This is a genomic window from Brevibacillus aydinogluensis (assembly GCF_961514395.1).
GTDB classification, from domain to species: domain Bacteria; phylum Bacillota; class Bacilli; order Brevibacillales; family Brevibacillaceae; genus Brevibacillus; species Brevibacillus aydinogluensis.
Genome location: NZ_OY569118.1, coordinates 2174096 through 2186923, shown reverse-complemented (window position 1 = coordinate 2186923; position 12828 = coordinate 2174096). Strand labels below are relative to the sequence as shown.

Here is a 12828-nt window from a genome sequence, read left to right as displayed (position 1 = left end):
CGCGTCGTTTCATACCATATTACGAAATACGTGACGTGTGCCCGTGCGGCATCGGTTTGGACGGGTAACATGGTGACCCGCTGCCGCCGGGGCACGCAGGTTGGAGGTATGTTGCCGTGGAGAAACGAAAACGAGGGGAACCGCCCCACTGGGTCATGCCGGGCGTCTTTTCCGGTCATGTCATCGTCGAGGAAGCCGTCGAACGGGTCACCTCCGTCAAACTGCCGGAGTTGCTTCCGTTTGAAGGGCAGGCGCCGAATGAGCAGGTCAAACAGCCCGAGGAATCGACGTGGAAGGAGCGGATCGAACAGCTCGAGGCGCAGGTAGCTGAGCTGAAGCAATCGCTCGCCGCCTGGGAGGAACGTTTCAAGGCGCTGGAAGCCGAACAGAAACGGGATTGTGAGTATCTGTACCAGGTCGTCCTCTCCTTGAAAAAAGAGTGGGAGAAAGAGCGAGATGAACATCGCGATCATTAGCCCCGGTCCGTTTTCCGTACCGCCAGTCAAGGGCAGCTCCGTAGAGCACGATATAGACGAAGTGAGCAAAGTGTTCGGGCCGCAGCATCAGGTGACGATCTACACCCGCACGTGTCCCGACTACCCAGAGTCCACTCGGGAGAGACACCGGGAGTTCGTCCGCTTCGACTACAGCGGCCCTGGCCCATACCTGCGCAGCGTGATCCGCGATCTGCGCAAGCGGCAGCCGGATGTGATTCTGGTGGAAAACCGGCCGCATTATGTACCGGCGCTGCGGCGCCATTTTCCCCGTGTGCCGATCGTTGTGAACATGCACTCCCACGTCTACGCGTCCCCGCCGCTGATCAGCGCAGAACAAATGCGGCGGGTAGGCCGGCTGGCAGACGGCATACTCACGAACAGCGAGTATTTGCGCAGCCATTTTATTGAGAAACTCCGGCTGCCCGCGGCCAAGGTGCACGCTGTACACCTCGGGGTGGACGTCACCCCCTATCAGGCAGCCCGAAAAAGCCGCGCGGTGAAGAAACTGCGTCGGCAGTTGGGGCTGAAGTCGCATCATCGGGTGTTGGTCTACGCGGGTCGGCTGATTCGCGAAAAAGGGGTGCACGTATTACTCAGAGCGTTTCGGCACGTGCTCGAAAGGGACCCCAAAGCCCGGTTGGTCATCGTCGGAGGGACGGGATACGGCAGCAACCGCGAAAATGCCTACGTGCGCCGTCTGAAAGAACTGGCGGCTCCGCTGGGCGACGCAGTGATCTTCGTCAACTTCGTACCCAGCGCGCAGATGCCGCTGTACTACCAGATTGGCGATGTGGTGGCGACACCGTCGGTATGGCAAGAGCCATTTTGCCGCGTCAATCTGGAAGCGATGGCGTCCGGCAAGCCAGTCATCACCACGCCGCGGGGGGGCATCGCGGAAGTGGTCAACCACCTGGGCAGCGGGTTCCTCATCCCGCCCGAGGAGTGGTCACAGGAACTTCCTTCCGTCTGGGAGTCGCTGTGGAGGATTCCCCGTTTCCGTTCTGACATGGGAAGGCGGGCGCTGATGCGAGCCAGGCAATTTTCCTGGCACACGACCGCCCAGGAGTATCTGCGTGTTTTCGAGGAAGTCATCGCCAAACGAACAGGGCGAAAGCAGGCACAGAGCAGGCAGCCGCTGCGCAGCATCGGCTGAACGGATGACCGGTTGGAGTGGATGGTCGCCCGTTCTTTTGCGGTTGAGGACGTAAGCCCTGCTCGGAAGGGAAAAGCCGCATACCTTATAAGTATCGCAGAGCACAACTGGGGAGTGATTGTCGTGAAAGGGTTAATCTTGTGTGCTGGACGCGGCACCCGCCTGCATCCCTTTTCCTATTCCCAACCCAAAACCCTTCTCCCTGTGGCCAATCACCCGGTATTGCATTACTGCATACTCAAACTGCGTGAAGTGGGTGTGCGTGATATCGGAATTGTCATACAACCGTCCCAAAAGGAAATTCCACAATATGTTGGTGATGGTAGTCAATTTGGGGCTACCATTACCTTTCTTGAACAACAAAAACCATTGGGAATTGCCCATGCCGTGCAGCTGGCGCAGCCGTTCCTGCGTGACGAACCGTTTATCCTGCTGTTGGGCGATAATCTGCTGATGGATTCCTTGCACGAGCTGACGAAGACCTTTACCCGCACCGGGGCGGACGGTGTCGTGATGCTGAGTAAGGTGGACCGACCGCAGGATTACGGGATCGCGGAAATCCAGGATGAGCGTCTGGTCTCCGTAGAGGAAAAGCCGCAGCGTCCCAAAAGCAATCTCGCAGTGATCGGCGCCTACCTGTTTACCCGCCCGATTTTTGCAGCAATTGCCACCCTGCGTCCGTCCAAACGCGGTGAGTACGAAATCACAGACGCGATCCAGTCGATGATCGACAGCGGCTATCACATTGCCCATACCGTTACCCACCGACAATATACGGATGTGGGAACGATTGAACGCTGGCTCGAGGCCAACCGCTGGATGCTGACACAGGAGCTCGGCGTCCGGCACGAAATCGGCAGCGACAGCATTGTGGAAAACTGCACCATCATCGGTCCGGTGTTGATCGGGAAGCGCTGCCGGATCGAAAACTGTCGGCTGGGTCCCTATGTGGCGATACAGGACGGCGTTCAGTTGAAAAACTGCAAGCACATTGAAAACAGCATTCTGCTCGAAAACAGCTCCCTCAATGACGTGGAATGGCCGGTGACCAACAGCGTGTTTGGCCGTTCATCCCATCTCGCCGGCAGCGGAGCGGACAGCAGTGGGGTGTTTATCCTCAGTGACAAATCCTCCATCCGCATGCCCAGGGCGAAGGGGAGTCCGCCATGACGACAATGCCGCCCAAGCCCACTACGTTCACTGTCGTCATTCCCACGTACAACCGGGAAGCGTTTATCGACAAGGCGATCCGCAGTGTGCTCAAGCAGACGTGTACGGACTGGAAACTGCTGATCATGGACGATGCGTCTACAGACCAGACGTACGAGAAGGTCGCCCCCTATCTCACAGATCCTCGCATCCAGTATTTCCGGATGGAGGAGAACTCCGGCATTTCCAAGGTGATGAACCAAGCGCTGGCGATGGTGGATACGCCGTTTTTGGTCCAGTTGGATTCGGATGACTGGCTGCCGCGTGAGGCACTCTCCATCCTGAAGCGATACATCCGCAAAGACAAGAAGAACACGGCGCTGTTCTATGGAAACGTGAAAATCTGGCGTGTCAAGCGCGAGCGCTGCTGCGATCCGTTTATCATCACCCACAAGCAATTTCACAACAAATACGACTTTTTGCAGTACAACCGCTGGATGGTGGCGCCGCGGTGCTATCGGGTAGAGGCGTTGCGGGAGGTAGGAGGATGGGATACCTCTGATCCGTATGAGGGACGGATCATGGAAGACCGGCGAATGATTCTCCGGCTGATCGAACGGTATCCCGTAAAGTGGATCAACCGCATGCTGTACAACAGGACCAAGCACCGGGGTCAGCTTACCGACAAGGAGATGAAATCGAAACGGAACCGGCTTCGCAGAGAGACCTTTCAGTACTATCTCACGCGCTGGGGGGGCAAGTACAAACCCGTCTACGGCTATAAAGGCGGGTATCTCATCATCAAGGAGCTGAAGCGAGTGAGGCGGTCACACAGATGAGGACCGTGCCGGCCATGTGTTGGCAGTGGGAGCGGTTCTTCGTCTGTCCGCCACAAACTGCAGCGCAAGCACATGCGCACCGTTCAAAACGGCTCACAGATGTAATCGGGAGGCCATCGCATGCATCGGGTTCTTGTTTACCGGCGCAAATTCCTGCCGAAAAGCGAAACCTTCATCTACGAACAACTGCTTGGCCACCAGCGTGTGCAGCCGGTCGTGCTCACGCGGCGGCAGTGCAACCGCAAGGATTTTCCCTATTGGCCCGTGTACGTGCGCAGGCGGTTTAAGGGTCTTGCCGGCTGGCTGAAAAAACAGAAGTTTGCCTGCCTGCACGCCCGGTTTGGCACGGCCGGAGTGGAGCTGCTGCCGCATGCGCGAAAGGCGAAACTGCCGCTGATCACCTCCTTTCACGGATTTGACGTGACCAAACGCGTGCAGCAGGACAGCCGCTACCGCCGCGCGCTGAAGCGGCTGTTTCGTCACGGAAAGGCGTTTACGGTCGTCAGCAAGCACATGAAGCGGCAGCTGATCCGACTCGGCTGTCCGCAAAAAAAATCACCGTGATCCGCTCGGGGATTGATCTGGGCAAATTTCCCCTGCAGCCTCCGCAGCCGGTCGTCGACGGGGCGTTTCGCCTGCTGAGCGTCGGCCGTTTGACCGAAAAGAAGGGGATGGACACACTGATCAAGGCGTTTGCCCGCATTCGCCGCAAGTATCCCCGTGCGACGCTGACGATTGTCGGGGACGGGGAAGAGAAGCAGAAACTGCGCCGCCTGATCAAACGCCACCGCCTGCAGCATGCTGTTACGCTGCGCGGCGCCCAGCCCCATCACGAGGTTGGGCGTGAACTGGCGAACTGCCATGTGTTCGTCCTCGCCTGCAAAACGGCGAAAAACGGCAATCAGGAAGGCATCCCCAACGTCCTGATGGAAGCCATGGCGGTCGGCAGACCAGTCATCTCTACCTATCACGCAGGTATTCCCGAACTGGTGAAACACGGCAAGACGGGATACCTCGTGCCGGAGCGGTCCGTCGCCAAGCTGGCCAAGATGATCAAACGCGTGCTGAAGGAGCAGGACCGATGGCCGGACGTGGTGATCCGGGCGAGAGAACAGGTGGAGCGCCGCCACGATATAGAGAAACAGCGCGCAAAACTGGAAGACTTGTATCTTCGCGTACTGAAAAAGCAGCGATGAGGTGAAAGCATGGAGGTAGCCGTAGTAGGTACGGGATACGTGGGTCTGACGACGGCGGTGTCCTTTGCCTTGCACGGACATCGGGTGACGGGGGTGGATGTCGACGCGGCGAAAATCAACCGCTTGAAACAAAAAATCTGCCCCATCTACGAACCTGGTCTGGAGGAAGCGTTGGCCCGGGCGATCGACAGCGGCGCACTTCGCTTTGCCGCCAGTCTAAAGGAGGGCGCACGCGATGCGGATGTGTTGTTCATCTGCGTCGGCACGCCGGAAGCAGCCGACGGTTCAGCCGATCTGTCCTATCTGTTTGCCGCCGTGGATGATATTCGCGCCCTGCAGGCGGATGTGCCGAAGCAGCGCACCGTGGTGATCAAAAGCACGGTTCCTGTCGGCACGGCCGATCGCGTGGCCGCCCTGCTTGCCGCCTGCGGGGGGATACACGTGGCGTCCAACCCGGAGTTTTTACGGGAAGGAAGCGCCTTACAGGATGCGCTTTCGCCGTCCCGCATCGTGATCGGGGCCGACGCGGATGAGGCGTTTGCCGTCCTCAAGCGGTTGTACGAAGGGGTAAAGGCACCGCGCGTGTTCACGACGCGAGCCGATGCGGAGCTGATCAAATACGCGTCCAACGCGTTTTTAGCCACGAAGATTTCGTTTATGAACGAGCTGGCCCGGCTGTGCGCGGTTCTGGGCACGGACGTGCAGACCGTAGCCCGCGGGATGGGGCTGGACAGCCGGATCGGGCCGGAGTTTTTGCAGGCGGGGCTGGGCTTCGGCGGGTCGTGTTTTCCCAAGGACACGATCGCCCTGCTGCAGCTGGCCAAACAGCACGGTGTCTCTCTCTCCATCCTGGAAAAGGTGCGGGATTTGAATGCGACGCAGCCGGACTGGTTTATCGCTCGGCTGCGCGATCGGCTGGGGACGCTGCACGGCAAGCGGATTGCCGTGCTGGGCCTGGCGTTCAAACCGAATACGGACGACATCCGGGAAGCTCCGTCCCTAAAAGTGCTGAATGTTTTGCTCCGTGAAGGGGCAGCGGTGTCGGCGTACGATCCGGTGGCGTCTCCGGCAGTCGCCCGGCTGTTCCCTCAGGTGACGTACGCGTCCGATCCGTATGCAGCGCTCCAGGCTGCGGATGCCGCCGTGCTGGTGACAGAGTGGAAACAGTGTGTAGACCTTGACTGGCAGCAGGTGAAGGCGGTGATGAACGCTCCCGTGCTGTTTGACGGGCGCAACGCCTGGCCGGCCGATGCGCTGTCGAAAGCCGGTTTCGTCTATGTCGGCGTGGGCAGAAGCTGACTTTTCCGTCGAGAAAAGTCAGCTTTTTGCGTACGGAGCTATTTGAACCGAATGGTAGAATGCGCTACCATACACTTATGGAAGGGTTCCCCAAGGAGAGAAAATACAAGGGAGTGATCGCGGTGAACAATAGCAAAACCCTGCCGAAGCGAAGCGAGATTCCGGCTGAGTACAAGTGGCGGCTGGAAGACATCTACAAAAGCGACGCTGACTGGGAGAACGACGTCCGCAAAGTAAAGGAGTTGGCTGAGCAGATCGCAGCCAAGAAAGGCACGCTGTCGCAGGGCGGCCAACAACTGCTGGACGTTCTGAAACTGCAGGACGAACTGCTGATGACGCTCGACCAGGTTTACGTGTACGCCCGCATGCGGCGTGACGAAGACAACACCAACAGCACCTACCAGGCATTGACCGACCGGGCGACCGCCCTCAGCACGCAGGTATACGGAGCGATTTCGTACATACAACCGGAGATTCTGGCGATCCCGACCGAGCAGTTGGAAGCGTGGATCAATCAGGTGCCGGGACTGGATCATTACCGCATCCTGCTGGACGAAATCACCCGCTTCAAGCCGCATACGCTGTCGGCCGAGGAGGAGGCGATCCTGGCCAATGTCAGCGAGATTGCTTCGGCGCCGTCCAAAATTTACGGGATGCTGAACAACGCCGACATCAAATTCCCGATGATCACCGATGAAAACGGCGAAGAAGTGGAACTGACCAAAGGGCGTTACGTCCAGTTCATGGAGTGCAAGGACCGCCGTGTGCGCAAGGAAGCGTTCGAGGCGCTGTACGCCACGTACGACAAGCACCGCAACACGATTGCCGCCTCGCTCACATCTGCGGTCAAGGCGGACGTGTTCTACGCCCGCACCCGCAAATACCCGTCCGCCCTGTACGCCGCCCTATTTGCGGACAACGTCGACATTTCGGTGTACGACAACCTGATCGCCACCATCCGTGAGCACCTGCCGCTGATGCACCGCTACATCGCGCTGCGCAAAAAGATGCTGGGTGTGGACGAACTGCACATGTACGATCTCTACGTGCCGATCGTGCCGGAAGTGGAGATGAAGATTCCCTACCAGCAGGCAGTGGAGACGATCAAGGAAGCGCTGCGGCCGCTGGGAGAGGACTACGGCCGCGTCCTCGCCGAAGGATTTGCCGGCGGCTGGATCGATGTATACGAAAACCAGGGCAAAACCAGCGGCGCGTACTCCTGGGGAGCGTACACGACACATCCGTATGTGCTGATGAACTACCAGGACAACGTCAACAACATGTTTACCCTGGCGCACGAGATGGGGCACGCCCTGCACAGCTACTACTCCAATCAGACGCAGCCGTACACCTACGCCGACTACAAGATCTTCGTCGCCGAGGTGGCCTCTACGCTGAACGAGGCGCTGCTGATGCACCACCTGTTGCAGACGACCACGGACAAAAAACAGCGGATGTACCTGATCAACTACTATCTGGAGCAGTTCCGCACCACTGTCTTCCGCCAGACCATGTTTGCCGAGTTTGAGAAAACCGTGCACGCCAAGGCGGAACAGGATGAACCGCTCACGGCCGACAGCCTGAGCGAAATCTACCGCGAGCTGAATGTGGCCTACCACGGGCCGGAGATGGTCGTGGACAGCCAGATTGATCTGGAGTGGGCGCGCGTTCCCCACTTCTATCGCAACTTCTACGTCTACAAATACGCCACAGGGTTCTCTGCGGCCACATCGCTGGCCAAACAAATTCTCGAAGAAGGACAGCCGGCGGTGGAGCGGTACCTGCAGTTCTTGAAGAGCGGCAGCTCCGACTACCCGCTCAATCTGCTGAAAAAAGCGGGCGTCGACATGACCTCGCCGCAGCCGATCCGCGAGGCGCTGAGCGTCTTTGCCGAGATGCTCACGGAGATGGAACAATTGGCGGGAGCAAACTAAACGAATGTGCAAAACCGGGACAGCGTGTCCCGGTTTTTTTGCTGCAGCGCGAATTTGTTCCAACTTTTTTAATAATGATGTAATCATTTTCCATCCGCGACGTATTACCCTTCTGGGGACATTGTCGGGGTTGGCTCCGTCTTGAGGAGGAGAAAAAGTTCCACCTGTTGACGGTTTCGAATAATATGGGGCCCCTGGCACAATGTTCCTTGGAAATGATTGTAACAGACTTGGGGGAATTATTGTGAACAAACGCGCATCCATTTTTCTTGCTTCTCTGCTGGTCATCACCGCAGGCTGCGGACCAGGGGCAGCTCAACCGCCGGAAGAGCAGCCCGCCAAAGCCAAAGTCGTCCAGGTGTTGACGGTAAAGAAACCGGATCACCCCGTCATGCTGTCCGTGACCGGCATCGTGGAAGCCAAGCGGGATGCCATCCTGCAGTTTGGCACGGGAGGCACGGTTGCGGCCATCCATGCGACGAAAGGAGCGAAGATCGCCCAGGGTCAGCTTCTGGCTTCGCTTGATGCCAGCTACTACCAGAAGGAAGTGGAGGCGGCGGCAAGCCAGGTGGAAGAAGCGGCGGCCCGCAAGAGCAAGACGTTGAAGGGTGCGACGGAAGAAGCGATTCAACAGCAGCGTTTGCAACTGCAAAGCGCCCAGAACCAGCTGGAGAAGGCCAAGCAGGAGTATGAGCAAGGCCAAAAGCTGTTCGAAGGCGGTGCCATTTCCAAAAGCGAATGGAACGACCGGAAATGGGCCTTGGACCAGGCGCAATTAGCCGTGAACAACGCCAAGCTGACCCTCGACGAACTGCTCAAGGGAGCTCAGCCTGAAGACATCGCCATGGCCAACGCCTCGCTGAAACAGGCGGCGGGTCAAGTGGAGCGGGCGAAAAAGACGCTGAACGACACCAAAATCATCGCCCCGTTCGCTGGTACGGTGGTGGAGGTCTCCAAGCAGGTGGGCGAATTGGCCAATCCGGGCGAATCCATCATCCATCTGGTCGATTTGTCGGAGGTAAAAGTGACACTGGACGTCACCAATGAGCTAATCAACCAGTTCCGCGAGAAGGCCAAGGTCCAGGTCATTGGCGAAGACGGCCAGAAGAACGAGGGAACCGTCACCTACGTCTCGCCGGTGGTCGACAAGCAGACCGGGAAGTTTCGGGTGGAAGTGACCGTCCCCAATCCGAAAGGCATATGGCGCGGGGGAATGGTGGCCACAGTGGAGATCCCGCGTACAATCAACGGTTTTCTCGTACCGTTGGAAAGCGTCGGCGTGAGTGAATCCACGCACTATGTGATGGCGGTGGAAAACGGCGTGATCATCAAGCGGGAAGTCAAAACGGGACAACTGGTAGGCGATCAGATCGAAATCGTTTCCGGTGTCAAACCGGGCGACCAACTGCTGCGCGCCGGCATTACCTTCTACGTTGAGGGGCAAAAAGTGGAGGCGAAAGGGGAATAACGCATGGAAAAGACGATTCTCTTTCTGCTGAAGCGACGCCTCATTGTATTTCTGGTCACGTTTGTCATCGTCATCGCCGGGTTCGGCTCGCTGTTCAGCTTTCAAGTGGAACTGGTTCCCAAGACAAACTTCCCGTGGATTAGCGTCGACGTCTCCGGCGGATCGCTTCCGCCCGAGGAGATGGAAGAAAAGGTCACCAGGAAAATCGAACAGGAGATCAAGTCGATCCCTGACGTGAAAGAGTACACGTCCACAACCACCACCGGGAATGTCAACATCACGGTGATCGCCGAAGAAGGCAAAGGGGACAAAGTAAGGCAGGAAGTGCAAAACGTGGTGAGCCGCCTGCGCAACTCATTCCCCAAGGCGGTTGACACGGTTAACGTCACCCAGGCCAATTTCGGGGACGACGCCCTGATTGACTATGCCCTGGTGGGGGCGGACCCGCAATCGATGCTCAACTTGGCGAAAACTGCGATCAAAGACCGGATCGAATCCGTCCCCGGGGTCAAGGAAGTGGAAGTGTCGGATCGCAGTTTTGCGAATCAGATCGCCATCACGCTGCGGCCGGAACGGCTGGCCGCCTACCGCACGACGACCGCATCAGTGATGGAGCAGCTCCAGGCGACCAACTGGAAACAAGCTGTCGGCATGCTGGAGAATCCCGGATTTGACACCGTCATCATGATCGACAACACGTACACGACCGTCCAGGAGATCAACCGATTGAACATCGACACGCCGGAAGGGACGGTGACCCTGGACCAGTTGGCCACCGTTGAAGATTTGCGCGGCAAGGTTAAAGATTCGATCGCGCTGACAAACGGCAATATTTTTGTCCACCTCAGCGTCAAGCGTGCAGAAGGGCACGATCTGATCACACTTCAACGCAACGTGGAGGAGGTCGTGAAGCAGATCAACGCCGAAGCCGACGGACGCTACGAGCTCAAGGTGATGTTTGAGGCCGCCTCCTACATTGAGCACGCCGTGAGCAACCTCAGCCGGGACGTATTGCTCGGCGGGGCGCTGGCGATCATCATCCTGTTTGTCTTCCTGCGCAACTGGCGTGTGACACTGGTCATCGCCACGACGCTGCCGATGTCCGCCTTGATGACGTTTATCGCGATGAAATGGGGCGGGTACAACATCGACATGGTGAGCCTGCTGTCACTTTCCCTCTCGGTTGGCCTGATCGTCGACGCGGCGATTGTCGTTCTGGAGAGCATTTATCAGTTCCGGGAAAAAGGAGAGCCGCTGCAGCAGGCGATTGTGAAAGGAACGCGGGAAGTGCTGACCCCGGTGTTCACTTCGCAGTTGACGATTATCATCGTCTTTCTGCCGCTGGTCTTTGCCGACTTTGAAGACTGGATGAAACCGATTCTGCAGACGATCGCCTTCACGGTCACGTCGGCGATTGTGGCGTCGACCATTGCTGCATTTTTCTTCGTCCCGGTTTTTTCCGACAGATTTCTCAGCAAGGACAAGAACGTGTCACTGGAGGGACAAGGAAAAGACCACGCGATCGTGCTGTGGTTCAACCGACTGCTGCAGGTGGCTTTGCGCCACAGGGTGAAAACGGTCATCCTCGCCATTGTCATCTTTGTCAGCTCCACGTTCCTTTTGCCTTTTGTCAAAATGGGGCAGAGCATTGACACGAACGAAAACCTGGTGTTCGCATCGATGACCATGTCGACCGGGTCCAGTCTGGAAGATGCGCAGCGTGCGGGCATTGCGGCGGAAGCATCTTTGCGGCAAATCCCGGAAGTAAAAGACGTCTTTTTCTTCGGGAACAAAGAGAAGACGGAACTGTTCATCTCCCTGAAGCCGAAGAAGGAACGGGAGCGCGACAAGGAAGCGCTGACCCAGGACATCAACGACCGGCTCAAGGCGATTCCCGGCATTGAGAGCATCACGACCGCATTTGGCGGCCAGGGAAATGAGCCGCCTGTCCAGCTGGATATCGTCGGTGATGACCTGGAGAAAATGCGTCAGCTCGCCGGCGACGTGGAAGCCATGCTGGCAACGATCCCGGGCGTGACCAACATCCGCAACAATTTCAAGGAGGGCAAGGAGAAAATCACCTTGATTCCCAAGCAGGAAGCGCTCGCCCGGATGCAGGTGGATGCCCGCTCCCTGATGCAGCAGATCAGCATGATGATCGGGGAACAGCCGGTCACGACGATCACGAGCGACGGGATTGAGGTAAATGTGGTCGCCAAAATGCCGGACAATTGGCTGAAGCATCCGGAGCAATTGCGGCAAATCATGATCAGTTCCAATACAGGTGAGCAGGTGCCGCTCTCCGAACTGGTGGAGTGGCGGCACAGCAAGTCGCCGGTCACCATCGCCCGTGAAAAGGGAGAGCGGATGGTTACCGTGTCCGCCGAACTGCTGGGCAGCGATTTGGGAACGGTGGGTCGCCAGGTGGCGAATAAACTGCCTGCGCTTGCTGTCCCGGCCGGGTACAAGGTGGAGATCGCCGGCAAATTGAAAGAGCAGAGCGCCAACATGACGCAGGGATTCTTCGTCTTTCTGGGCGTCATCGCCTTGATTTACGTCATCATGGTGACGCAGTTTGGGCGTCTGTCCCAGCCGCTGTTGATCATGCTGACGATTCCGATGGCGCTGGTCGGCGTCATCCTCGGGTTTGTGCTGACGCAGCGGATTCTCGGCGAAATGGCGATGATCGGCATCATCATGCTGGTGGGGATCGCCGTCTCCAACGCCATTCTCCTGATCGACCGCATCAACCTGCTGCGCAGCCGCGGCATGGAGCTGACGGAGGCAATTCTCCAGGGGACGAAAGACCGCGTGCGGCCCGTGATCATGACCAAACTGACCGCGATTCTCGGCATGCTGCCGATGGCGTTGGCTTTCGCCGAAGGGTCTGATCTGGAAGCGCCGCTGGCAACCGCCGTCATTTCCGGCCTTATCTTCCACACATTGGTCACTCTGGTCCTGGTGCCGGTCCTGTACTCCCTGTTTGAAAGCGTCAAGGAACGTCGACTGGCCCGCAAAGCAGCCCGTCACGCCAAACGGCTCGCCAAACAGCAGGCGAAAAACAAGATGCCTGCCACCGAACTGTAAGCAGCACCGGTTGGCAGCAAGCAATGCAAGGGTTCCAGCCGGGACCCTTGCTGCTGGCATCCACATGCCCACGGCTGCCGCCTGCACCTAGCCAACCCAGGAGGCCGGAAAGTGTCCGGCCTCTTCCCTTTTGCTTGCATTGGTCAGATTTTTCTGTAGAATGAAGGCATACATGAAATCCCAGAACATTGCGAAAGCTGAAAGGA

Annotated in this window: 10 protein-coding genes; all 10 read left to right on the top strand. The window is 57.9% G+C overall.

The window, feature by feature from the left end:
• Positions 1 to 116: 116 nt before the first annotated feature.
• Positions 117 to 476, top strand: coding sequence for a hypothetical protein (locus tag Q7F15_RS10665; protein ID WP_171564930.1), 360 nt, complete (start codon positions 117 to 119; stop codon positions 474 to 476).
• Positions 457 to 1650 (top strand): glycosyltransferase family 4 protein, encoded by a 1194-nt coding sequence (locus Q7F15_RS10660; RefSeq protein WP_171564929.1) that lies wholly within the window; start codon positions 457 to 459, stop codon positions 1648 to 1650. The genes Q7F15_RS10665 and Q7F15_RS10660 overlap by 20 nt, the downstream gene beginning before the upstream one ends.
• Before the next feature lie 123 nt (positions 1651 to 1773).
• Entirely contained in the window at positions 1774 to 2820 is a 1047-nt protein-coding gene (locus tag Q7F15_RS10655) for a glucose-1-phosphate thymidylyltransferase (RefSeq protein ID WP_171564928.1), read from the top strand.
• Complete coding sequence (locus Q7F15_RS10650) at positions 2817 to 3638, top strand: glycosyltransferase family 2 protein (protein ID WP_376717844.1); 822 nt, start codon at positions 2817 to 2819, stop codon at positions 3636 to 3638. The genes Q7F15_RS10655 and Q7F15_RS10650 overlap by 4 nt, the downstream gene beginning before the upstream one ends.
• A gap of 120 nt (positions 3639 to 3758) precedes the next feature.
• Positions 3759 to 4202: a glycosyltransferase gene (locus tag Q7F15_RS10645; RefSeq protein ID WP_304414340.1), complete on the top strand. Its 444-nt coding sequence runs from the start codon at positions 3759 to 3761 to the stop codon at positions 4200 to 4202.
• A complete protein-coding gene (locus tag Q7F15_RS10640; protein ID WP_304414339.1) occupies positions 4199 to 4834 on the top strand; it encodes a glycosyltransferase in 636 nt (211 codons plus the stop codon). The genes Q7F15_RS10645 and Q7F15_RS10640 overlap by 4 nt, the downstream gene beginning before the upstream one ends.
• A 9-nt stretch (positions 4835 to 4843) precedes the next feature.
• Entirely contained in the window at positions 4844 to 6133 is a 1290-nt protein-coding gene (locus Q7F15_RS10635; RefSeq protein ID WP_171564926.1) for a UDP-glucose dehydrogenase family protein, read from the top strand.
• Positions 6134 to 6255: 122 nt separating this feature from the next.
• The gene (gene pepF, locus Q7F15_RS10630; protein ID WP_304414338.1) at positions 6256 to 8067 is read left to right on the top strand and encodes an oligoendopeptidase F; all 1812 of its coding nucleotides are present in this window, start codon (positions 6256 to 6258) and stop codon (positions 8065 to 8067) included.
• A 244-nt stretch (positions 8068 to 8311) separates the two neighbouring features.
• Complete coding sequence (locus Q7F15_RS10625; protein WP_212131994.1) at positions 8312 to 9535, top strand: efflux RND transporter periplasmic adaptor subunit; 1224 nt, start codon at positions 8312 to 8314, stop codon at positions 9533 to 9535.
• 3 nt (positions 9536 to 9538) lie between these two features.
• On the top strand, positions 9539 to 12622 hold the full coding sequence (locus Q7F15_RS10620; RefSeq protein WP_212131993.1) for an efflux RND transporter permease subunit: 3084 nt from the start codon (positions 9539 to 9541) through the stop codon (positions 12620 to 12622).
• Positions 12623 to 12828: the final 206 nt, after the last annotated feature.